The organism is Arthrobacter sp. P1_D12 (assembly GCF_056406175.1).
The window spans coordinates 1-22,292 of sequence record NZ_JBFUAR010000002.1 but is presented as its reverse complement, the minus strand read 5'-3'; the positions used below and the strand labels follow the sequence as shown (position 1 = coordinate 22,292).

The window sequence follows — 22,292 nt, the reverse complement described above, 5'->3', positions numbered from 1 at the left end:
CCTGCTCCTTGCGGTAATCCGGCCCCTGAAGTGGCTTCGACCGGTCTCGCCGCCTGCGGCTGGGCCGTCAGGTCTTGATTTTCGCCACGGTCATGAGGATCGCCGAGTCTTCCTCGGCCTCCAGGCTGTGCAGCCCCTCGGGCACGATCAGCAGATCGCCTGCCTTGCCCTGCCACGATTCGTTGCCGGCCCGCAGGCGCACGCAGCCGCGGAGCACAAACACGGTCGCCTCGCCGGGGTTCTGGTGCTCGCTCAGCTGCGTCCCCGCCCTGAACGCCATGACGGTTTGCCGCAGGACTTTCTCATGCCCGCCAAACGCAGTGTCCGCGGCCCGTCCGCTGGGTGCCGCAACCGCTGCAGCCAGTTGCTGCCGGGCAAGGGCATCGAGCGATATCTTCTGCATGGGGCCACCCTACTCAGAAACCGGGCCCCTGCCGAGGGTCCTTCGCCCCGGACCGGCCACGATACCGGGCACCGGAAAGCTGCAGCCCTAGTAGGCCACGTCGAATCCGCCGAACTCCCCCGTCGCGGCCGAGACCGATTCTTCGACGTCCTCCACCCGGCCGGGCGCCTGCGGCGAGCGCAGCCAGCGCCGTAGCTCCAGCACCACGGACTGCGGCCCCTCGGCCACGATGCCCACGGAGCCGTCGGTGTTGTTCCGGACCGTGCCGCTGAGCCCCAGTTCCTCGGCCTTCCGGACCGTCCAGTAGCGGAAGCCGACCGCCTGGACCACACCGGACACCCGCGCGTTCAGCCGCACGGGCTCGCCGGAATCCGCCGGAAACTGAACAGGATGTTTGCCAGCCATGTTCCCAATGTAGCGCCCATCCGGGCGCCCGGTTTCGTCACGCAGGGTTGGGTTATGCCGGCCGAGTCTCATCCGCCAGACACCAAGGGACCTTTGCCTCTTTCCCGGGGACGCCGTCCACGACAGGGTGGCTACCGGCACTGCAGCGATTTGTCGAAGACCCGGCAACAGCACAAAGAAGTGCTCTTACCCTCCACCGGCGGTCACCACCGCCAGACAAGGACAAGACAATGGCTGGACAGTTCGAAATCTTCACCGACGCGGAATCCAATGTACGGTTCCGGCTCCTCGCCGCCGACGGGACCGTGTTGGCGATTTCCACAGCATTCGACGACAAGCGCCAGGCGGCGGACGGCATCATGGCCGTGCGCGAGTGCGCCGGCACCGGGCTGATCCGGGAGGTCAACAGCAACCCGTGGACCGGGCAGCGCGGCAGCAGGAACGCCTCGCCGACACCTGCGGTCCGCGAACACCGTCACCGCCACCGGCACCTGCCCGCTGTCTAACGCAGCGTCGTCTAACCCAGCTACTTCGCCGGTTCCGTCACGCTGCCCGTGGCCGCGCCGTTGCCCGCCGGACGCAGCGACGTGATCATCCTCCGGACGTCCTGGTACTCCGCAGTGCTGGCGTAGAGCTTCGCCTTCTCCAGGTACGGCAGCCCTGGGTCCCCCGGCGTGGTGTTTTTCCCGGGGTCGTACGCCTGCCCGAACAGTGCGCCGCTGGGCGGCCAGAGGAAGAGCTGGAACATCGGACACGACGTAGGCCCGGTCTCCTCTGGCATCATGGTGATGCCATACGACGCGTAGGTGGGCGGCGAAGCCTCCGCTGCACTGAAGTCACCCCGGGCCTCGAAGACGTAGCGCGGCGGGCTCTGGTCCGCCGCACCCGGTTCCGCGAGCGCCTGCATCGGCTGAGAGTCGATGAGCAGGTAGGGCTGTTGATCGCCGCATTCGGCGCCCGTGACGATGTTCGTGCGCAGCGCGGCCATCTGCTTCCCGGCGGCGTTCACAACGTCCACGAACTCACCGCCCAGCGGCGCCTCCCCCGCAGGGTCCCGGATCTCCCACGCGGCCGGGTAGTCGAAACTCAGCGTCCCGTCCGACGTCGTGAACGTCTTCCAGCCGGACGACGACGGCGGGAGGTCCGACGTCGTCGGGGTTGCCGCCGCGGTGCTCCCCGGAGCCGTTCCCGATGCTGTGTCCGTGGCTGACTCCGACGGCGTGGTTCCCTGTGTCCCCCGCGAAGGATCTCCCGACTGGGTGCCTCCCGGCTGGGTAGCGCCGGCAGGCGGACCTGCGGACGTTGCCTCACCCGCAGCGCCGGATGTCGCAGGCGGCGCCGCCGGTGACCCGCAGCCGGCCAGCAGCAGGGCCGCGAGCACCAGCGCCGAAACAAATGGTGCCGGATCCGTAGCCGGTGTGAGCCGCCTCGCCATGAGCCCGGGCCGGCCCTACTGCCCCGCCGGACGCAGCGAGGTGATCATCTTCCTGATGTCCTGGTATTCGGAGGTCTCCAGGTAGGCCTCCGGGGTGTCGACAAAGGGCTCGTTGCCCGGGGTGGTGTCGAAGGGGTTATAGACGCCCCCGAACGACGCTCCGCTGGGCGGCCAGGTGAAGAACTGGAAGATCGGGCAGGCATCGGGGCCGGACGGCTTGGGCGCTGAGCTGATGCCGTAAGCCATGACGTTGGCTTTCGTGGGGTCCTTCTCGGCCGGATACAGCCGTAACTCAAAGATGAAGTGCGGCGTGACGCCCTGCTGGGCCAGGGCCGGAACCTGCACCAGATCGAGCACCTGGTAGGGGATCCGCTGCGTGCATTCCGCACCCGGGGCCACGTTGGTCTTTAAGGTGGCCAGCGACTTGCCGCCAGCGTTCAGGACCTCCAGGAACACGCCGCCGGGCGCGGCCTCGGCGCCGCGGTCCTTGACGGTCCACTCGGCGGGGTGATCGAACTCGAGCTTCCCGTCCGGGGTCTTGACGCTCTGCCAATCCGCCGCCGTCGGCGCCGGAGTGCCCGGCGCCGAGGGCGGCTCGGTGGGCGGGGTATCGACGGCGCCGCTGCTGGCCGGCGCGGACGTCAGCGGGGGCACGGTGGGCATCGACGGCGACGTTGGACCCGGGCCCGCGGGCGCACCGCAGGAGCCGAGCAGCGCCGCAACCAAGAAGCCGGCCGACGCTGCCGTGCCGAACGCCGCGAGTCGACGCATGTCACCCTCCCCCTGGGATTCAAGTGGTTCGACCATTCTGGAGCGTCCGTCGGCAAAATCAAGAGGCAAAAGTCCCGGAGTGGGAGGCCGAACTCTGTCCGGGCCCGCGGCCGGACTGCGCCGGACTGCGATGGTCCGCGCCGGACTGCGATCGACGGCGCCGAAGACCTGCCGTGCCCGCCGGCTCCTGCCGCGGCGTGAGGAGAGCCACGTTGACATCCCGGCGATTTCAGTTGCCCGTGGAAGCTTGCTAGAGATTAAGTGATGCAAGAGTTCCTCACCCAAGCAATGCCGTTCCTGGCCATGGCCCTCGCCGTGGTTGCCGGACTCGTCCTGTCCTGGCTGGTGCGCAAGATAGTGCTCCGGCTCAACCGCAGCAAGCCCGAACTGCGCGAGACCTCCCGCGTGGCCCGGCTGCCGTTGCGCTTGTCGCTGTGCCTGATCGCCGTCCGGATCGCGCTCGCCACCAGCGGCGGGGATCTCGAATGGCGCCACGGCCTGGACCATTTGCTGCTGATTGCGCTCATCGGTTCGCTGGCCTGGCTGGCCATCGCCATGCTGCTCATCATCGAGGCAATGGTGCTGACCCGGTACCGGGTGGATGTTGCGGACAACCGCCGCGCCCGGCGGCTGCGCACCCAGGTGATCCTGGCCCGGCGGATCGGCGTCGCACTGATCGCGGTGGTGGCCCTGGGCAGCATGATGTTGACGTTCCCCGCGATCCAGGCGCTCGGCGCCGGGCTCCTGGCTTCCGCAGGCGTGATCTCGATTGTCGCGGGCCTCGCAGCGCAGACCTCGCTGGTCAACGTCTTCGCCGGCATCCAGCTCGCCTTCACGGACGCGATCCGGGTGGACGACGTGGTGGTGGTCCAGAAGGAATGGGGCCGGATCGAGGAGATCACCCTGACCTACGTGGTGGTCCACATCTGGGACGACCGCCGGCTGATCCTGCCCTCGACGTACTTCACCACCACCCCCTTCGAGAACTGGACCCGGCGGCAGTCCGAGGTCATGGGCACCGTGGAGTTCGACCTCGACTGGCGCGCTCCCGTCGAGGCAATGCGCGGCGAGCTGAAGAAGGTCCTGGCCGATACGCCGCTGTGGGACAAGCGCGTGGGGATCCTGCAGATCACGGACGCCACCGCCGGCTTTGTCCGCGTGCGCATCCTGGTCAGCGCCGCAGACAGCGCCTCCCTATTCGACCTCCGCTGCCTGATCCGCGAGGAACTGGTGCTGTTCCTGCAGCAGGACCACCCGACGGCGCTCCCCCACGTCCGCCTCGAATCGCTGCCGTCGGCGCTGGCGGCGTCCACTTCCGGCAACGCGTCCGGCGCCGTCACGGGGTCCAAGCGTCCCGGCATGGCTACGGCCGAGCACCACCGGCACCCAGATCCCCACGACTCCCAGCTGTTCACCGGATCCATCGAGGCGATCCAGCGCTCCAAGGCCTTCTCCGGACCGGGTGAGGACGTCTTCGAGGACCGCGACAACGCCATCGCCTCGCAGAACTAGCCGGGGACGGGCGGCCGCGCCGGGACAGCACGACAGCACAGCCGGACCGGGCAGGTCTTCCCAGCCCCCGCCAACTGGTCAATAATCAGACGTTGGCGGGTCAGCAACGCGCTGCCCCCTTGTCTGCCGGACCAGCTGAGGAGTCTCCATGACGGTCGAAGAAGCCCCCACGGAAACACCCAAGGCGACTGCCGGCGACTGGTTCCAACGCGCCGTCGTCTATCAGATCTATCCGCGCAGCTTTGCCGACTCCAACGGCGACGGCATCGGCGACCTCCGCGGCATCATCGGCAGGCTGGACTACCTCCAGCGGCTGGGGGTCGACGTCGTCTGGCTTTCCCCGATCTACACCTCGCCGCAGGACGACAACGGCTACGACATCAGCGACTACCGGAACGTGGACCCGCTGTTCGGCACCCTCGACGAGCTCCGGGAACTGACCGACGGGCTGCACGCGCGCGGCATGAAGCTGGTGATGGACCTGGTGGTCAACCACACCTCGGACGAGCACCCGTGGTTCGTGGAATCCCGGTCCTCGAAGGAGAACCCGAAGCGCGACTGGTACTGGTGGCGGCCGCCGCGGGACGTCGACGCGGGGGCCGCCCCGCGGCGCACGGCGGCGCAGCCGACCAACTGGGGCTCGGCGTTCTCCGGGCCCGCGTGGGAGTTCGACCAGGTGTCCGGGGAGTACTACCTGCACATCTTTTCGAAAAAGCAGCCGGACCTGAACTGGGAGAATCCCGAGGTCCGCGCCGCCGTCTACGAGATGATGAACTGGTGGCTGGACCGGGGCGTGGACGGGTTCCGGATGGACGTCATCAACTTCATCTCCAAGGACACCTCGCTCCCGGACGGCCCGGTGGCCGACGGCAAGCTCTTTGGTGACGGCTCCCCGTTCTACATCGACGGCCCCCGCATGCACGAATTCCTGCAGGAGATGCACCGGGAAGTCTTCTCGAACCGAACCGGCGAACTGCTCACCGTCGGCGAAATGCCCGGCGTGACCGTGGACGACGCCATCCTGTACACCGACCCCGCCCGGGCCGAGGTGGACATGGTGTTCCAGTTCGAGCACGTGGCGCTGGACCAGGAGGAAGGCGACAAGTGGCGGCCCAAAAAGCTCCTGCTCACCGAGCTGAAGCAGACCCTGGGCCGCTGGCAGGACGGGCTGGCCGAGACCGGCTGGAACAGCCTGTACTGGGGCAACCACGACCAGGCCCGCGCCGTGTCCCGCTTCGGCGACGACAGCCCCCGATACCGCGAGCTCTCCGCCAAAATGCTGGCCGGCATCCTCCACCTGCACCGCGGCACGCCCTACGTCTACCAGGGTGAAGAACTGGGCATGACCAACATGACGTTCGGCGCGATCAGCGATTACCGCGACATCGAGGTCCTCAACCACCACCGCGAAGCCACCACGCACCTGGGCCACACCGACGCCGAGGTCCTCGCCGCCCTCGCGCCGCTGAACCGGGACAACGCGCGGACCCCGGTCCAGTGGGACGCCTCCCGGCATGCCGGCTTCACCACCGGGGCACCCTGGATCGCGGTGAACCCGAATGCCAACCACATCAACGCCGCCGCCCAGGTGGATGATCCGGATTCGGTCTACAGCTTCTACCGTCAGGTGATAGCGCTGCGGCATGCGGAGCCGGTGGTCGCGTACGGGAACTTCACCATGCTGCTGCCGGATGACCCGCACGTCTATGCGTTCACCCGGGCCCTGACCGGGCACGTTTCTTCCGGCAGTCCCTCGGACAGTCCCACAGAAGGCGCCGGGATTCCGGAGCTGCTGGTGCTGGGCAACTTCTCCGGCGAGGAGCGCGACGCGGAACTCGGGGACGAGGCCTGGGGTGACGCGGAGCTGGTCCTGGGCAACTATCCGTCCGACGCCAACGCCTCCAACGGTGGCTCTGCCCCGGGTTCAGCGCCGGGTGCAGTGCGGAACAGCCTTTCCGCAGGTGCGGTGCGACTGCGGCCCTGGGAACTGCAGGTATTGCGCCGGCGCCGCGGCGCCTGATCGACGATCCTTAACGCCAGCCCACGAAAGGAAGCCACGCATGACTATTCCACCAACCCCCGGCCCCGATCCGTTTCCGCCAGAACCCGGCCCCACGACGCCACCGCCCGAGCCCGGAGACCCGTTCCCGCCGGAACCCGGTCCGGTCACGCCGCCGCCGGTTCCGGGGCCCGAGCCGGTACCCGGCCCCGCGCCCACGCCGTCACCGGAACCGGGGCCGTTCCCGACGCCGCCCGGCCCCCTCCCGATTCCGGATCCCGGCCCGGTGCCGCCGCGGCCGGACCCGACCCGGTTCTAGCGGGCGTCACCGCGCGGAGAGTCCGTGCAGGAACCGGCGTACCTCCGCGTTGAAGGCAGCCGGCGCTTCGACGGCCGCCATGTGCCCGACGTCGGGAATCATCACCAGCGTCGAGCCAGGGATCCGCCGGTTCATCTCGCGGGCCACGCTCTGCGGCGAGCGGACGTCGTCCGTGCCGTACAGCAGCAGGGTGGGCACCGCGATGGTGGGCAGCACGTCGCGGTAATCGGCGTGGGCGTTCGCGTTCAGGAGTGCCCGCATGCCGCCCGGGTGGAAGTCGGCCATGATGGCGCTGGTTTCTTGCACCGCTGCCGGATCAGCGTGTGCCGTGAACAAGGTGGGCAGCCATACGGGGATGAATTGTTCCGCCGGCTGCTCGAGTTCGGCGAGCACCTGCGCATAGCGGCGCTCGACTTCCTCGGCCGGCAAAGATCCGGCCCAACCGGCGTACGCCGAGACCAGCAGCAGCGACGCGGGCACTGATGGGTGTGCCCGGTAGAGCTCCAGTGCAATGCCGGAGCCCATGGACAGCCCGAGGACGTTCGGCCGGCCGGGAATCGCTTCCCGCAGAAAACCCGCCAGGGCGTCGCCCAGGTCCTGTCCGGTGAAGTCCGGCGGCGGATCGTCAGAGCCGCCGCACCCGGGTGCATCCCAGGCGAAAACCGTGAAGTCAGCCGACAAATCCTCGAGCTGCCGCCGCCAGATGCGGCTGTCTTCGTAGGCGCCGTGCAGCAGGACCAGCGGCGGCCCCTGGCCCGCACGCCGGTACCGGATCCGCAGGCCCGCAACATCGACGGTCTCCATGAGGCAATGCTAGGGCGGCCCGCCGTCCCTCGGCAGGGTCAGGCGGGGCAGACCCTGGCTTGGCGGGCCCAGGATGGGCAAACCCGCCCGCGACGCGCAAATGACTCTGACACCCGTTTTCGGGTGTTGCAGGGTCATTTGCGCGTCGGCAGGACGGTTGCGCGTCGGGGCTACGGCTGGACGATGTCCCGGGTGCGGTGATCGTACTGGATGACCAGGAGGCCGCCGCCGTGGTGGACTTCGTGGTTGGGTCCGTCGAAGACGCCAAACGCACCGTAGTTTTCGTCCCAGGACCGGTTCAGGGCGATCTTGAACGAGTAGAAGCCGGCAGGAATGTCCGCGGCAATCTTCCAGAGCTGATCCACCTGGTCCAGTTCCATCTGGACTTCGTCGTACTGCGGCGCCCAGTTGGCGGGCGCGCCCAGCAGAATGCTGAAGTCGCCAGCAACCGCGACGGCGTCCGGCTGTTCGATGGTGTCGACGCTGACAGCCGAGCCCGCCGCCGCCAGGGCTTCTGAGGGCTGTGCAGCCTTCGCCGCGGGCTTGCGCTTGCGCACCGCCTTGGCCACCGGGGCCACAGCCTCCTCGATGAGCTTGGCGGCCTTGCCGGCAACCTTGGATGTTGTCGACGGCGTCTCCTCGGCCGCGGCGGCCGGCATGGCTGCTGTCTTTGCTGCCTTCTCCGGCTTTGCCACCGGAGCAGTCGGCAGCGGCGTGCCCGCCGGAACGGGAGTGCCGGCGTCGAGCGCTGCAGCGAAGGCGGCAGGATCGGCGAAGGCCACCGTGGCGCGCTGGCCGTCGTCGGTGATGGACCAGCCGGAGCGGCCCTTAACCAGCCAGCCGGCCTTGACCAGCTTGGCCGTGGCGGTGGTCAGCGTCTTGTGGCCGCGGGGAATGCCGCCACTGAGCAGTTCGCGTTCGTGGTCGTTGAGGGGCACCCGTGCGATTGCCTCGCCCAACACGGCTCCGGCGTTCAGCTTCTCGCCCGTCCATACCTCCTCTGCCAGAACATCCAGCACGGCCTTGAGCCGAAGGTTGGTGTTTTCCGCGGTGTTCGCGCCCATGGGTCTCCTTTAGAAGCAATTGATCCACCTGCATTTTGCCAAGGAAATGTTAGTTTTTGCGAGCGGATCCGGTTAACTCTGTGTGTCGTGACCCACTATGACAGGCCAGAGCGGGGGGCGCGAAGGACCAACTCGGCCCTACCCGCGAGTAGAAAACCAGAGGTCAGTCCTCTGCGCTCCATTGGGCGCCGGTCTGGGCCATGTAGGCGGCTACCGCTGCTTCGGTGGTGGGATAGAAATGCTCCGGCTCGATTTCTCGGGTCAATCCGTACTTTTCGATCTTCTCCCGGGTCCTGTGCTTGACCTCGGCGAACACCAGGGAGATACCCTGCGCGTTCAGTTCGACGTCCAGATCGAGCAAGACGTCCGCGGCGGTGGTGTCAACGTCCGTGATCGGCTCGGCCGCGATGACGATCCACCGCGGTTTGGGTTCCGTTCGTGCCAGGTGCCGGACGTTGTCGCGGAACGGCCGGACGTTGGCGAAGAACAACGGGGCGTCCCACCGGTAGATCACCAGGCCGGGCAGGTGCTTCGCGTCCGGGTGGACGCGGATGTCGTGAAACCCCTCATAGCCGGGCACCCGCCCGATCACGGTCTCGTACGGCCACCACGCCCGGCGGAAGATGTTCAGGATGGACAGCCCCACCGCAATGCCGATGCCGGGCAGGACGCCCAGGAACGCCACCCCAAGGAAAGCGGCCATGCACAGGTAGAACTCGGTGCGCCTCTGGTGCCAGAGCCGAACCGTTCCGGGAATGTCGGCGAGGGAGATCGACGCCGTCATCACCACGGCCGCCAGTGCCGGCTGTGGCAGGTTCCGGAACAGCCCCGGCAAAAACACCAGCATGAGGAGAATCAGCACGGCGCCCGTCACGCCCGTGAGCTGCGACTTCGAGCCGGAACGTTCAGCGACGGCGGTCCGGGATCCGCTGGTGCTGACCGGGAAGCCCTGGAAGAGGCCCGCGGCCAGGTTCGCGGCACCGATCCCGATCATCTCCTGGTTGCCGCGGATTTCCTGCCCGGTGCGTGCGGCGAACGCCGTCGACGTCGAGATCGTGTCCGTCAAGGACACCAGCGCAATGCCGAGGGCCCCGGCGAACATCAGCCCGAGGTCCGCGAAGTCCACCTGGGGAATGGTGAACGGCGGGAAGCCCCTCGGGAGTTCCCCGACCAGCGAGACGCCCTTGGCGGCCAGATCGAAGACCGCCGTGGCCGCGATCGCGGCGACCACCATGACGAGTACCGCAGGGACCCTGGGCAGCCACCGCTGCAGAACCAGTATCAGCACAATCCCGCCGATGCCGACCGCCGCCGCGGCGACCACCGTCTCGCCGTTGGCCACGCCTTCGACGAATCCGACCAAGTCACCAATGAAGTTTTCGCTTTCGATCTTGAACCCGAAGAGCTTCGGGAGCTGGCCCACCAGGATGGTGATCGCGAGACCATTCATGTAGCCGATCATCGTCGGCTTGGAGATGAGGTCGGCGATGAAGCCGAGCTTGGCCACGGACGCCAAGACCATGATGGCGCCGACCATGAGGGCAAGCATCGACGCGAGCGCGATCGCCTTCTGCGGATCGCCGTCGGACGCGACAAGGGGCAGGACCGTCGCGGCGATCATGGGCCCGAGTGCAGAGTCGGGCCCCAGGACCAGGATGCGGGACGGGCCAAAGACCGCGTAGGCGAGCAGGCAGAGGATGCTGGTGTACAGCCCGGTGATCGGGGGCAGCCCGGCCAGCTCGGCATAGGCCATGCCCTGCGGAACGAGCAACGTCGTCAGGACGACCCCGGCGACGATGTCCTTGCCGAACCAGTCCTTTTGGTACGTCGCGGCGGCATTGAGTCCGGGCGCCGCCCGGCGCAGCCAGCCATTGCGCTCGCGGGTCTTCGTCATATCTGCACTCTGCCGCCCGCCCCCGCCCGGCGCATCCCCCGGCAAGGGTGAACCGCGTCGACCGGCGCAGTGGACTTGGCGGAAACGGCAACGCCCTCCCGTTGTGTCCCCTGCGCTCCGTTGTGTCCCCCGCGAGATGGGCCTAGAGTTGCGGTCTGCCCACTGCGCGCCGTCCCGCCGCCCGAACATGCGCCGGGTCAGGTGCCGGATCGGGTGCCCCACCATTTGTCTTTGAGGAGATTATCCATGGAAACCCGTACGCTTGGTTCGCTCACCGTCTCGGCCCTGGGTTTGGGCTGCATGGGCATGAGCGAGTTCTACGGCCACGGCGAGGAAAACGAGTCCATCGCCACCATCAAGGCTTTTCTCGACGCCGGCGGAAGCCTGCTCGACACCGCCGATATGTACGGCCCGTTCACGAACGAAGAGCTTGTGGGCCGTGCCATCGGCGGCCGGCGCGACGACGTCGTCCTGGCCACCAAATTCGGCAACGAACGCCGGCCTGACGGATCCTGGGTGGGCATCAACGGCTCCCCCGACTACGTGCGCGCCGCCTGCGACGCAAGCCTGCAGCGGCTGGGCGTGGACCACATCGACCTGTACTACCAGCACCGGGTGGACAAGACCGTCCCGATCGAGGAAACCGTCGGGGCCATGGCGGAGCTGGTCCAGGCCGGCAAAGTCCGGCACCTTGGCCTGTCCGAGGCCAGCGCCGACACCGTGCGCCGGGCCCACGCGGTGCACCCCATCACCGCCCTGCAGACCGAATACTCGCTGTGGGAGCGCGAACCGGAGACCAAGGTCTTCCCGGTCCTCGCCGAGCTGGGCATTGGCTTTGTGCCCTACAGCCCGCTGGGCCGCGGATTCCTGACCGGCCAGTTCCGCAGCCCCGAGGACTTTGCCGCGGACGATTTCCGCCGGCACTCCCCGCGTTTCCAGGGCGAGAACTTTGACCGCAACCTGCAGCTCGTGGACCGGGTCAAGGAGTTGGCGGACTCGAAGGGCTGCACCCCGGGGCAGCTGGCACTGGCCTGGCTGCTGGCCCAGGGCGAGCACATCGTTCCCATCCCCGGCACCAAGAAGGTCAACCGGCTGCGGGAAAACATCGGCGCTGCCGACGTCGAACTCTCCGCCGAGGACATGACCCGCCTGGACGAACTGGCTCCCGCCGGGGTGGCGGCCGGAGCGCGGTACCCGCACATGGACTCGATCGACGTCTAAGCCGGCCGTTCGACAGCCAACGCGGGGTCACTTACGGCCCGTCCGGGGCCTCCGGATGGGCGCGTAGCGACCCCGCGTTGCTTGGGTGGTTAGTGTCCGGACGCGGCGAGCTCGGCCAGCAGCTCGGCCTTGCGTTCCTCGCTCGCGAAGGAGGACCGGATCGAGTTCGCAGCCATCCGGACGCAGTCGAACTCGGACAGGCCGATCACCGATTTCAGCTGCGCGAAGTTGTCGTCTACGTACCCGCCGAAATACGCTGGGTCGTCCGAGTTCACGCAGACGTTCAGACCCGCCGCGAGCATCGACGGCAACGGGTGCTCGGCCAGGGTGTCCACCGCGCGGAGCCTGACGTTGGACAGCGGGCAAACGGTCAGTGGCATGAGCTCGTCCACGAGCCGTTCCACGAGCTCCGGGTCCTCCATGCAGCGGATGCCGTGATCGATCCGCTCCACGTCGAGGAGGTCCAGCGCGTCGATGATGTACGACGGCGGGCCCTCCTCGCCGGCATGCGCGATCCGGTGCAGGCCGGCGTCCTTGGCCCGAGCGAAGAGCCGCTCGAACTTGGCCGGCGAGTTGCCCACCTCGGCGGAATCGAGCCCGATGCCGGCGATCGGGGCGTCCATGGCGAGCAGCTGCTCCAGCACCTCGAGGGCGGAGTCCTCGGTGAGGTCGCGCAGGAAGGCCGCGATCAGGAGGGTGGAGATGTCGAACTCTTCGCGGGATCCCGCCAGCACCGAGGCCACGCCGTTGACGCACGTCTGAAGCGGTATCCCGCGGGACAGGTGGGCCTGCGGGTCCAGCATGATCTCGGCGTGCCTGACCCCGGCGAGCGCCGCCCGGGCCAGGTAGGCGCGGGTCATGTCGGCGAAGTCCTGCTCCGTCTGCAGCACGGCCATGTTGGCGTAGTACAGGTCCAAAAAGGACTGCAGGTCAGTGAACTCGTAGCGCGAGCGCAACTCGTCCAGGTCCGCATAGGGCAGTGCGATCCCGTTGCGTTCCGCCAGCGCGAAGATCAGCTCCGGTTCCAGCGTCCCCTCGATGTGCAGGTGGAGCTCGGCGACCGGGAGCGGGAGGGGTTCGCCGGCCTCCGGCTCTTCCGGTTCTTCCGGCTCTTCCGCGGTCAACTGGGCATCGCCGTCGTGTGTTTCCATCCGGTAAGGATATGCCCGGCGCTCCCCGGAGCGGATAGAGTCGAACCAATGCAAAGTAAACAGCATGCTTCCCATTTGCCGCGCCCGGCCGGCCGGGACCTAATTCCCGATCTCGGTCCCGGCAATCCGTCGGACGGTTTTGTCCGGGTGCGCGGCGCCCGCGAGAACAACCTGCGCAACGTGGACGTAGACGTGCCCCGCGATGCAATTGTCGCCTTCACTGGCGTCTCCGGCTCCGGCAAGTCCTCCCTCGCGTTCGGCACCATCTATGCCGAGGCGCAGCGCCGCTACTTTGAATCCGTGGCACCTTACGCCCGCCGGCTCATCCAGCAGGGGCACAACCCCAAGGTGGAAATGATCACCGGGCTGCCGCCCGCCGTCGCGCTCCAGCAGCGCCGCGGCACGCCGAGTTCGCGCTCCACGGTGGGCACCCTCACCACGCTGTCCAACTCGCTGCGCATGCTCTTCTCCCGCGCCGGCAGCTATCCGGACGGCGCCGGCCCGCTGGACTCGGACGCTTTTTCGCCGAACACGGCCGCCGGCGCGTGCCCCGAATGCCACGGACTCGGGATCGCGCACACCGTCACCGAGTCCTCCCTGGTCCCGGACACCGCGCTGAGCATCCGCGACGGCGCCATCGCCGCCTGGCCCGGGGCCTGGCAGGGCAAGAACCTGCGCGACATCCTGACCCACCTGGGCCACGACGTCGACACCCCCTGGCGGAAGCTGCCCAAAAAGGACCGCGACTGGATCCTGTTCACCGAGGAACAGCCCGTGGTGGAGGTGACGCCCCAGCGCGACCGCGTGGCCAAGCCGTACAAGGGCCGGTTCTGGAGCGCCAAGAGCTATGTGCTGCATACGCTCGCCGATTCCAAGAGCACCACCATGCGCGAGAAGGTGCTGCGCTTCATGGAAACCGGCCCGTGCCCGGTCTGCAGCGGCAGCGGCCTGACCCCGGCCGCGCTCGCCGTCACCTTCGCCGGGCACACCATCGCCGAACTCAACGCCGTCCCCATGACCGAACTGGCGGACATCATCCGCCCCACCACGGAACTCACGGAGGCAGGGACCGCGTCCCGGAAGCAGTCCTCCGGCGAGGGCAACGAGGTGGCCGTCGCCATCACCCGCGACCTCCTGCAGCGCGTCACGGTGCTGCTGGACCTCGGCCTGGGCTACCTGGCGCTGGGCCGGTCCACGCCCACGCTCTCCCCCGGCGAAATGCAACGGCTCCGGATCGCCACCCAGCTCCGCTCCGGGCTGTTCGGCGTGATCTACGTGCTGGACGAGCCCTCCGCCGGACTGCACCCCGCCGACGCCGAGCCCCTCCTCGCAGTCCTGGACCAGCTCAAGTCCTCCGGCAACTCGGTGTTCGTGGTGGAGCACAACATGGACATCGTCCGCCGCGCCGACTGGCTGGTGGATGTCGGTCCCCGCGCCGGTGAAGGCGGCGGCGAGGTGCTCTACAGCGGCCCCGTGGCCGGCCTCGCCGAGGTGGACGCGTCCGTGACCCGGCCGTTCCTGTTCCCGGACGGTTCGGCTGGTTCGGACGACGGCGGCGCCCGCCACAGCGCGGACGACGGCGGCGGGTCCGCCCCCAGCGGTACCCGGCGGGAAGCTGCCGGCTGGCTGGAACTGCGCGACATCAGCCGCCACAACCTGCGCGAACTCGACGCCGACTTCCCGCTCGGCGTGCTGACCGCGGTCACGGGCGTCTCCGGCTCCGGCAAATCCACCCTGGTCAGCCAGGTCCTGGCCGAGGTGGTCGGCGCCAGGCTGCACCCGGAGCCGGACGCTGCCAAGGCCCCCGAGGACCTGGAGGCCGACGCCGGTGAGTCCACCGGGCCGCTCAGTGTCGGACCGGTCTCAGGCCTCGACCAGCTGGACCGGCTCGTCAAGGTGGACCAGAAACCGATCGGCCGCACGCCGCGTTCGAACCTAGCCACATATACCGGCCTCTTCGATGCGGTCCGCAAGGAGTTCGCGGCCACGGACGAGGCCAGGGCGAGGGGCTTTGGTGCCGGCCGCTTCTCCTTCAACGTTGCCGGCGGCCGCTGCGAGACCTGCCAGGGCGAGGGCTTCGTCGCCGTCGAACTGCTGTTCCTGCCCGGCAGCTACGGCCCTTGCCCCGAGTGCCATGGCTCGCGCTACAACCCGGAAACCCTTGAAGTGACGTACAAGGGCAAGAACGTGGCGGAGGTGCTGGGCCTGACGGTCAATGCCGCCGCGGAATTCCTCGAAGGGGTGCCGGCGGCGGCGCGCAGCCTGCAAACACTGCGCGAGGTGGGCCTAGGCTATCTCCGCCTCGGCCAGCCGGCCACCGAGCTCTCCGGCGGCGAGGCCCAGCGCATCAAACTCGCCACCGAACTGCAGCGTGCCCAGCGCGGCCACTCCCTCTACCTGCTGGACGAGCCCACCACCGGCCTGCACCCGGCCGATGTCCAGCTCCTCATGGCTCAACTGCACCGGCTCGTGGACGCCGGCAACACCGTCATCGTGGTGGAACACGACATGGATGTGGTGGCCGCAGCGGACTGGGTGATCGATCTCGGCCCGGCCGGTGGCGACGCGGGCGGCGAGATCGTGGCGATCGGTACCCCGGCCGCCGTCGCAGGCTCCACAGCGAGCCGGACGGCTCCGTACCTGGCCGCAATGCTCGGAAGCTGATTCACGCGAGTAGCTGGCCGCGGGCGTCGGCGGCGGAGTCACTGCGAGCCGGATGATAACGGCAGAAGCAGGGAAAGTAACGTCTTGATAACGGCACGGGGCTGACTTAGCCTAGTGTCCATGCCCGGCAACCGGGTATTGCATGCCCGGTGCTACCACCACCAGATACTGCCCGACCGGTAGACACCGCTATGACCTCTATTGTCAGGGGCGGGCAGTGGCGCGACAACGTCCGGGGACGGACCGAGCGCTGGTGGACCTCAGGAGCATCTGAACCATGAAGAAATCAACCTATGGCACTGCCGCGCGCCGCGGCGTCACTTTTGCGGCCGTCTCAATTGCAGGCGTCGCCTTGTCCGCCTCGGCCGCGAACGCGGCCGTACCGACCACAGCCCCTGCCTCCACGTGGGACTCGCTGGCCCAATGCGAAAGTGGCGGGAATTGGGCCACCAACACAGGAAACGGATACGCGGGCGGGCTGCAATTCAGCGCCAGCACGTGGGCGGCCCATGGCGGCACGGGGTCTCCGGCCAATGCCAGCCGTGCGCAACAGATCGCCGTCGCCGAGAAAGTGCAGGCCAGCCAGGGCTGGGGCGCGTGGCCAGCCTGCGCGGCCAAGCTGGGACTGCGCGGCGGCGCCGCGGCTCCGCAGAGTGCGGCCACAGCACAGCGGCCCGCCGCGACTCCCGTCGCAGCCAAGGCTCCCGCCAGGTACGCCCCCCAGGCAGCCGTGCCGGCACCCCGCCACGTTGCACCGGTAGCCGTAAGTGGCCAGACCTACACCATCCGGAGCGGCGAAACCCTGAGCACGATCGCCGGGAAGCTCAACATCGCCGGAGGCTGGCACGCGCTGGCCGACGCCAACACGGCGACGATCAGCAACCCCCATCTGGTGTTCCCGGGCCAAGTGCTGCAGCTGCCCGCGTAGGGCGGTTACAGCACTTGGCGTACAGCACGACACACAGCACGACGCCGGAGCGATCCCGCAAGGGGACGCTCCGGCGTCGTGGTGGTGTTTCAGTGAGCCGAGCGGGGTGGTGGTGTTTCAGTGAGCCGTGCAGCTCAGGCGTGCAGCTCAGGCGGCCTGTGGGATTTCGCGGATAATCCGCACTTTCCAGGCGGCGTCGTCGCTCGTGTCCAGCAGGGCCACCGTGCCCATGGCCAGATGCAGCGCTACCCGTTTCGCGGCGAGGAGCTCAAGGTAAAGGCTTTCGTTCATCCGGGCCGGGGCGTCAATGACGTACTTAACGGCGTCGCGGACTTTGCGGTAGTTGGCGCTCCGCTCCCGGTGAAGGTGCAATTCCAGCATCCGTCGCTGCTTGATCCTGGGCTCGTGGCGGTTCAGCCAGGACACCGCGGCGTGGACGGCTACCACCAGGGTCAGTGAGATGACGTAGATCTCCCAGCCACTCGAGAGCAGGAACAGGGGCAGGTTGGCGATCGCCACCGCGGCGATGAAGAGGCGTAGGGCCACCAGGCGCCGCATGGTGAGGGCCACTCCAGCCATAGCCGCGCGGAACCCGCGCTGCTCGTCGCGGGCGGCAACCGGATCCAGCGTGAATTCCTCCAGCACCACTATCCCGTGGGCGTCGGGGCTGAGCATTTGTCCGTACTTAGGCACGAACGGCTCCGGTGCCACACTTACGGTTGGTGGCTCTGCTGTAAAGGGCAAGGCAGTAAAGGGCTCCGCTGACTTAGGCTCTGCTAGAGATGGTTCTGCTTGATAGGGCTCTGCTGAATAAGGCTCTGCTGAATAAGGCATGGGCGTGTCTTCCGTGGCGGCGGGAGTGGTTCATGTTATTTTAGCGGCTCTCCAGCACGCCTGTCTGCCCCGTTCCGTCATGTGAGCACCCTCACCGGCACGCGCCAGCAATTGGCGCATTTGGTCCGTGGCCTCAAACTGGAGAGATGCAGACTTTCCTCCCCTTCCCCGATTTCCAGCAGAGCGCCGCGGTTTTGGACCGTGTGCGGCTCGGCAAGCAGCGCGTCGAAGCGCTGCAGATCCTGCGTGCGCTGGTGATCCCGGAGTACGGCTGGCAGTCGCACCCGGCGATCCGGATGTGGATGGGGTACGTTCCTGCGCTGACCATGTACGGCCTGGCCATGGTGGATGAATGGACGGCCCGCGGCGGCGAGGACACCACGCGCGAGAAGATCATGGAGTTCGCCCCGCAGGCGGCCCACCCCGACTACGCCGCCAAGATCCCGATGCCGCCATGGCTTGGCAACGCGGATTTCCACCTCAGCCACCGGTCCCGGCTGATCGCCAAGGATCCGCGGTTCTACACAGAGGTTTTCCCCGGCACGGACCCGGATCTGGAGTACATCTGGCCCGAACCGAAGCACGAGCTGGTGCCCGAGGATCCAGCCGGGGACCGTATGTGGGTTCTGCGCCTGCCCCTAGGCGACACCGAGCCCGCGCAGCTGAAGACTGTCAGCCTGCCGCCGGTTGGCCGCAGCAAGGCCCCCGCGGACGACGACTACCAGTTCGTCTATGCCGACTCGGGCTCCCGCCGTCCCGGCAAGGTGCGCAAGCTGCCCCCGAAGCAGCTCGTCAAGAAGCCCACCCGCAAGCGCCAGCAGCAGGAAGAGGCGTTCACCACCCTGCCCGGCAACTCCGTGGTTGCCATCCCGGTCAACGACGGCGCCGCGTTCGCCGTCGGCAAGGTCCTGGGCCGCCCGATCACGGTTGATGGCCAGTTCGCACGCAACTTCCAGGTCGACGAGATCGTGGACCGCTCCGCCTTCGATTACCCTGCCCTGATGCAGGACCCGCGGGCCTTCTTCCCGATCCCGGCGAGGTAGCAAAGGGCCGCACTGAACGACGCCGGGCGCGCCCGGGAGTCGGGTCGGATACTTCAGCGGCACTTGGAGCTCCAAGATTTTCTCAAACCTGTCCGTGGCGCTTCCCGAAGGCTGGCAGACTGGCTTCATGACTGTTCTGCTGGCCGGTTGCGGCGATCTTGGCACCGAGGCCGGGCTACGTTTCGCGGCGGCTGGCCACCGCGTGGTGGGATGGCGCCGCTCACCGGAGAAACTCCCGGCCGCCATCGAAGGAGTCGCCGCTGACCTGGGCTCCGCTGAGCTGCCGCCCATCCCGGCGGACACCACCGCCGTCGTCGTCGCGATTGCCGCGGATTCCCCGACCAAGGAGGCGTACCGTGCCGCCTACGTGGACGGGTTGTCGAACGTTCTGGACGCGGTCCTCGCCTCCGGGGCAAACGTCCGCCGGGTCCTGTTTGTATCCTCGACCGCCGTCTACGGAGATGCCGGCGGCGGCTGGATTGATGAACGCACGACGCCGGAACCCGGCGGGTTCTCGGGCCGCATCATCCGCGAAGCAGAGGAACTCCTCCACGGCCGCCTGCGCGGCACCGGCATCACCCCAGTAGTGCTGCGGCTCGGCGGAATCTATGGCCCCGGCCGGACGCGATTGATCGATCAGGTGCGCGGCGGATCGGCGGTCATTCCTGCCGCGTCGCGTTTCACCAACCGGATCCACCGCGACGACGCCGCCGCCGCGATCGTCCATCTGTGCACCATGGGCACGGTTCCGGCAGCTGTCTATCTGGGCGTGGACAATGAACCGGCCGAACTCGGCGATGTGCTGGAATTCCTGGCCGCGGAACTGGGACTCCCTGCGCCGGCGGCAGAGTCCACTGGTGCCGCGGGTGCGGCGGCAACGGGCGGCGCTTCGGCGTCGGGCGGCGAACCCTCGCGCGGCGGAAATAAGCGGGCCAGCAACGGGCTGCTCCGTAGCACCGGATTCGAGTTCCAATACCCCAGTTTCCGAGAAGGCTACCGAGCCGTTCTCGCCGGTATCGGCGTCCGCCACCCTTAGAGTTTGAATCTCACCGCCCACTTTCTCCGAGGGGAACAATGGATCTTCAGCACATTATCGAGACGGCCGGCCGATTCATGGACTTCGCCGGAGTGGCCGTCATGGTAATCGGCGCCCTCGTGTCCATCCCCATGGCGCTGCGCGGATTCCAGCCGGAACGCCTGCCGGCGGGCTCCGCGCCGCTCTCCGTCTACCGCTCCTACCGGCAACTGCTGGGCCGGTCCATCCTCCTCGGGCTCGAACTGCTCGTCGCGGCCGACATCATCCGATCCGTCGCCGTCACGCCGACCTTCGAGGGCGTCGGCGTGCTGGCCATTATTGTGCTCATCCGGACCTTCCTTAGCTTCTCGCTCGAGCTGGAAATCACCGGACGCTGGCCCTGGCAGACTCGGCGCCAGGGTTCCTCTGATTCCTCCGCGGCTGGCTGAAACCCTTCCGGGTGGCGCGGAGCCCGGCTAGGCTCGCGGCATGACAGACACCGCGCGTTCTCTTGCCCCCAAAGCCACCGAACTGCTCCGTCTCCACCACGCACCGGAAATTCTCCAGCTCGTCAACGTCTGGGACGCGATCACGGCGAGGGTGGTTGCCGGCGTTCCCGGGACTAAGGCATTGGCCACGGCCAGCCACTCCATCGCTGCGTCGCGCGGGTACGAAGACGGCGAGAAAATCCCGGTGGACGAAATGATCGCCGCCGTCGGGGTGATTGCCGCCGCCACGCCGCTGCCCGTCAGCGCTGATCTCGAAGCGGGCTACGGCAACCCCGGCGAAACTGTACGCAAGGCGATTGGCGTCGGCGCTGTCGGCGCCAACATCGAGGACCAGATGCGCCCGCTCGCCGACGCCGTTGAACAGATGAGCGCTGTAATCCGCGCCGCCGAGGCCGAGGGCATCGACTTTGTCCTTAACGCCCGCACCGACGCGTTCCTGAAGGGCAAGGACCCGGACCCTTCTGCGGTGCTTGCGGACGCCATTGAGCGCGGCCGGGCCTTCCTCGACGTCGGTGCGACCACGGTGTTCGTGCCGGGCCTGCTGGACGAGCCGACTGTCACCGCGTTGGTGGAAGGCATTGGGTGGAACAAGGTCTCGGTCATCAATGTGCCCGGATCCCTGGCACCGGCCACATTGCAGGAACTTGGCGTGGCGCGCATTTCCTACGGCCCGTGGACCCAGCGCGTGGCGCTGACAGCGTTGGCCGATGCGACGGCGGCAGTATTGGCCGGCGGAGCCCTTCCGGAGGGCACCCGGGCATTGAACTGACCCTGCTTCCGCGGACCTTGGCCGATGCCAAGTGACGCCGCCGGCCGACCGATCCTCATGGTGCCGACCGGCTCGTACACTGCTGACCGAAGACCCTGCCGACGGAAGTCCCGCCGGCCGAACACCCTGCCGAGCGAAGGGAGCTGATCCGATTGGGCGTTGATCCTTGGCCGGCTGCACCCGAGCTTCCGGCGCCAATCATCATGGACCAGCGGTGGCTGGATGCCGTCTTCCTGCACTGGCGCATTCCTGAGGCAGTGGCGGCGCGGTTCATGCCACCGGGCGTCGCGCCGGATGTGTTCGACGGGTCCGCGTGGGTGGGGTTAATCGGCTTTCGTATGCAGGGTGCCGGAGTTGGTCGCGGTCCCGGCATCCCCTATTTCGGAAGCTTCAACGAGATCAACGTGCGCCTCTATTCCCGCGAGCCGGACGGCACCCGTGGTGTCGTTTTCCGCAGCCTGGATGCCTCACGCTTGGCGGTGGTGCTGGCCGCGCGGGCGGCCGGGATACCGTATGTGTGGTCGCGGGCGAGTTACGTGGGCGCCGATGACTTTGCCGGATCGACGTCGGCTGGATATTCCGTGCGGCGCTTTCGAGGCGGCACCCGGAGCGATTTCTCGGTCGTTCCAGAGCCCGACGTCGCAGCCACCGACGCGCTGTCGATCCACCTCACGGCCCGGTTCGGTCTGCATTCACGGTTCAGGGGCAGGACCATCTATGTACCGAACACGCACAGTGCATGGCCGCTGTACCGTGCGCAGCTGATCGGCCTTGAGGACCAACTCGTGCGCGCCGCGGGAATCGAAGTGGCCGGGCAGCCCGAATCCGTACTCTTCTCGCCCGGAGTTCACACGCAGTTTGGCTGGCCACGGGTCCTGCACAGCACGATGTGAGACCTGCCTGATCGCCCGTCGGTCCGCGGGCACGTGGCACGCGGGGACAGAGTGATCACGCATGGTGCTCTCCTAATATTGTCGGAGCCCTCAAATAGACTCGAGCCATGGAAGCCGTCAGGGATTTCATCAGGGATTTCACCGCCTGCGGGGACGAGACCCAGGGCACGGACCGGGGTGCAGCCCCGGTCGGGCAACCCGGTCTGGACGCCGCCCTGGCCGCGCTTCGGGCGGTGGGTTCGACGGCGGTGGAGGATGCGGGGTCATGGAGCTTCCGGGCCGCGTCGGACTTCGCCGGACAGGTGGAGGAGTTCTCCCGCACGGTGGAGTATCTGCAGCTCGTCGCGGCGGCCGCCGTGGACCGGACCCGGAAGCAATCCGCCGCCGCGGGCACGGGGGCTGTAACGGGGGCGGTCACCGCGTGGACCACCGGCTGGCGTGAGAGCGGCGGCGGGTGGCAGACCGGCGCACCCGCGGCGGCGCCCGCCGGAATCCCTGGAACGGGTGAGCCGGCGGTGCCGGAATCGGTGCTGGATGACGGGTACCGGAACACGGTGGAGTTCCTGCGGGCGCGGCTGCGGATCGGCGCCGCGGAGGCCAGGCGCCGGCTCGGCCTGGCCGACACGCTGCTGCCCCGGCAGGGACTCGCCGGCCGGTCC

The 22,292-nt window shown here is 67.9% G+C and carries 20 protein-coding genes and 1 pseudogene; 12 read left to right on the top strand and 9 right to left on the bottom strand.

The features are described 5' to 3' along the window. Positions 1-67: 67 nt before the first annotated feature. Together AC1DZV_RS02495 and AC1DZV_RS02490 are read right to left on the bottom strand one after the other, a co-directional pair. Entirely contained in the window at positions 68-403 is a 336-nt protein-coding gene (locus tag AC1DZV_RS02495; protein WP_079554128.1) for a cupin domain-containing protein, read from the bottom strand. A gap of 87 nt (positions 404-490) precedes the next feature. Beyond that, positions 491-808 carry an acylphosphatase gene (locus tag AC1DZV_RS02490; protein WP_476952853.1) on the bottom strand — a complete coding sequence of 106 codons (318 nt, stop codon included), beginning with the start codon at positions 806-808 and terminating at the stop codon, positions 491-493. Between the two features lie 230 nt (positions 809-1,038). Between AC1DZV_RS02490 and AC1DZV_RS02485 the strand changes: the two genes are divergently transcribed. Continuing rightward, on the top strand, positions 1,039-1,314 hold the full coding sequence (locus AC1DZV_RS02485; RefSeq protein ID WP_476952852.1) for a YegP family protein: 276 nt from the start codon (positions 1,039-1,041) through the stop codon (positions 1,312-1,314). A gap of 20 nt (positions 1,315-1,334) precedes the next feature. Here the strand turns inward: AC1DZV_RS02485 and AC1DZV_RS02480 are convergent, their stop codons facing one another. Both AC1DZV_RS02480 and AC1DZV_RS02475 read right to left on the bottom strand, forming a co-directional pair. Continuing rightward, positions 1,335-2,243, bottom strand: coding sequence for a hypothetical protein (locus AC1DZV_RS02480; protein WP_476952851.1), 909 nt, complete (start codon positions 2,241-2,243; stop codon positions 1,335-1,337). A gap of 15 nt (positions 2,244-2,258) precedes the next feature. Continuing rightward, positions 2,259-3,050, bottom strand: a complete 792-nt coding sequence (locus AC1DZV_RS02475) for a hypothetical protein (protein ID WP_476943829.1) — start codon at positions 3,048-3,050, stop codon at positions 2,259-2,261. A 228-nt stretch (positions 3,051-3,278) separates the two neighbouring features. On the opposite strand from AC1DZV_RS02475, the gene AC1DZV_RS02470 reads away from it, so the two are divergent. Both AC1DZV_RS02470 and AC1DZV_RS02465 read left to right on the top strand, forming a co-directional pair. Beyond that, the gene (locus tag AC1DZV_RS02470) at positions 3,279-4,526 is read left to right on the top strand and encodes a mechanosensitive ion channel family protein (protein ID WP_476952850.1); all 1,248 of its coding nucleotides are present in this window, start codon (positions 3,279-3,281) and stop codon (positions 4,524-4,526) included. Between the two features lie 148 nt (positions 4,527-4,674). Next, positions 4,675-6,546: an alpha-glucosidase gene (locus AC1DZV_RS02465; protein WP_476952849.1), complete on the top strand. Its 1,872-nt coding sequence runs from the start codon at positions 4,675-4,677 to the stop codon at positions 6,544-6,546. Positions 6,547-6,850: 304 nt separating this feature from the next. Here AC1DZV_RS02465 and AC1DZV_RS02460 read toward each other — a convergent pair whose 3' ends face one another. The 3 genes from AC1DZV_RS02460 to AC1DZV_RS02450 form a co-directional block, all read right to left on the bottom strand. After that, positions 6,851-7,648 (bottom strand): alpha/beta fold hydrolase, encoded by a 798-nt coding sequence (locus AC1DZV_RS02460; protein WP_476952848.1) that lies wholly within the window; start codon positions 7,646-7,648, stop codon positions 6,851-6,853. Between the two features lie 170 nt (positions 7,649-7,818). Then, positions 7,819-8,712, bottom strand: a complete 894-nt coding sequence (locus AC1DZV_RS02455) for a pullulanase X25 domain-containing protein (protein ID WP_476952847.1) — start codon at positions 8,710-8,712, stop codon at positions 7,819-7,821. Between the two features lie 163 nt (positions 8,713-8,875). Next, complete coding sequence (locus tag AC1DZV_RS02450; protein ID WP_476952846.1) at positions 8,876-10,606, bottom strand: SulP family inorganic anion transporter; 1,731 nt, start codon at positions 10,604-10,606, stop codon at positions 8,876-8,878. Between the two features lie 246 nt (positions 10,607-10,852). Here AC1DZV_RS02450 and AC1DZV_RS02445 point away from each other — a divergent pair, with 246 nt between their 5' ends. Continuing rightward, entirely contained in the window at positions 10,853-11,827 is a 975-nt protein-coding gene (locus AC1DZV_RS02445; RefSeq protein ID WP_476952845.1) for an aldo/keto reductase, read from the top strand. A gap of 89 nt (positions 11,828-11,916) precedes the next feature. Here AC1DZV_RS02445 and AC1DZV_RS02440 read toward each other — a convergent pair whose 3' ends face one another. Beyond that, complete coding sequence (locus tag AC1DZV_RS02440) at positions 11,917-12,978, bottom strand: adenosine deaminase (RefSeq protein WP_476952844.1); 1,062 nt, start codon at positions 12,976-12,978, stop codon at positions 11,917-11,919. Positions 12,979-13,026: 48 nt separating this feature from the next. Between AC1DZV_RS02440 and AC1DZV_RS02435 the strand changes: the two genes are divergently transcribed. Together AC1DZV_RS02435 and AC1DZV_RS02430 are read left to right on the top strand one after the other, a co-directional pair. Then, the gene (locus AC1DZV_RS02435; RefSeq protein ID WP_476952843.1) at positions 13,027-15,642 is read left to right on the top strand and encodes an excinuclease ABC subunit UvrA; all 2,616 of its coding nucleotides are present in this window, start codon (positions 13,027-13,029) and stop codon (positions 15,640-15,642) included. Positions 15,643-15,919: 277 nt separating this feature from the next. Continuing rightward, positions 15,920-16,570 (top strand): transglycosylase family protein, encoded by a 651-nt coding sequence (locus AC1DZV_RS02430; protein WP_476952842.1) that lies wholly within the window; start codon positions 15,920-15,922, stop codon positions 16,568-16,570. A gap of 147 nt (positions 16,571-16,717) precedes the next feature. On the opposite strand, the gene AC1DZV_RS02425 is transcribed toward AC1DZV_RS02430, so the two are convergent. Next, positions 16,718-17,245 (bottom strand): hypothetical protein, encoded by a 528-nt coding sequence (locus AC1DZV_RS02425; protein ID WP_084476203.1) that lies wholly within the window; start codon positions 17,243-17,245, stop codon positions 16,718-16,720. Between the two features lie 305 nt (positions 17,246-17,550). Here AC1DZV_RS02425 and AC1DZV_RS02420 point away from each other — a divergent pair, with 305 nt between their 5' ends. The 6 genes and pseudogenes from AC1DZV_RS02420 to AC1DZV_RS02395 all read left to right on the top strand — a co-directional run. Beyond that, the gene (locus tag AC1DZV_RS02420) at positions 17,551-18,447 is read left to right on the top strand and encodes an MSMEG_6728 family protein (protein ID WP_028277479.1); all 897 of its coding nucleotides are present in this window, start codon (positions 17,551-17,553) and stop codon (positions 18,445-18,447) included. Between the two features lie 127 nt (positions 18,448-18,574). Continuing rightward, the gene (locus AC1DZV_RS02415; RefSeq protein ID WP_476952841.1) at positions 18,575-19,483 is read left to right on the top strand and encodes an SDR family oxidoreductase; all 909 of its coding nucleotides are present in this window, start codon (positions 18,575-18,577) and stop codon (positions 19,481-19,483) included. 38 nt (positions 19,484-19,521) lie between these two features. Continuing rightward, positions 19,522-19,911 carry a DUF1622 domain-containing protein gene (locus AC1DZV_RS02410; RefSeq protein WP_028277481.1) on the top strand — a complete coding sequence of 130 codons (390 nt, stop codon included), beginning with the start codon at positions 19,522-19,524 and terminating at the stop codon, positions 19,909-19,911. 40 nt (positions 19,912-19,951) lie between these two features. Continuing rightward, positions 19,952-20,740, top strand: a complete 789-nt coding sequence (locus AC1DZV_RS02405; protein ID WP_476952840.1) for an isocitrate lyase/PEP mutase family protein — start codon at positions 19,952-19,954, stop codon at positions 20,738-20,740. A 203-nt stretch (positions 20,741-20,943) separates the two neighbouring features. Next, the gene (locus tag AC1DZV_RS02400; protein WP_476952839.1) at positions 20,944-21,633 is read left to right on the top strand and encodes a YqjF family protein; all 690 of its coding nucleotides are present in this window, start codon (positions 20,944-20,946) and stop codon (positions 21,631-21,633) included. Between the two features lie 107 nt (positions 21,634-21,740). Continuing rightward, a pseudogene (locus AC1DZV_RS02395) lies at positions 21,741-22,292 on the top strand (hypothetical protein); the annotation flags it as partial.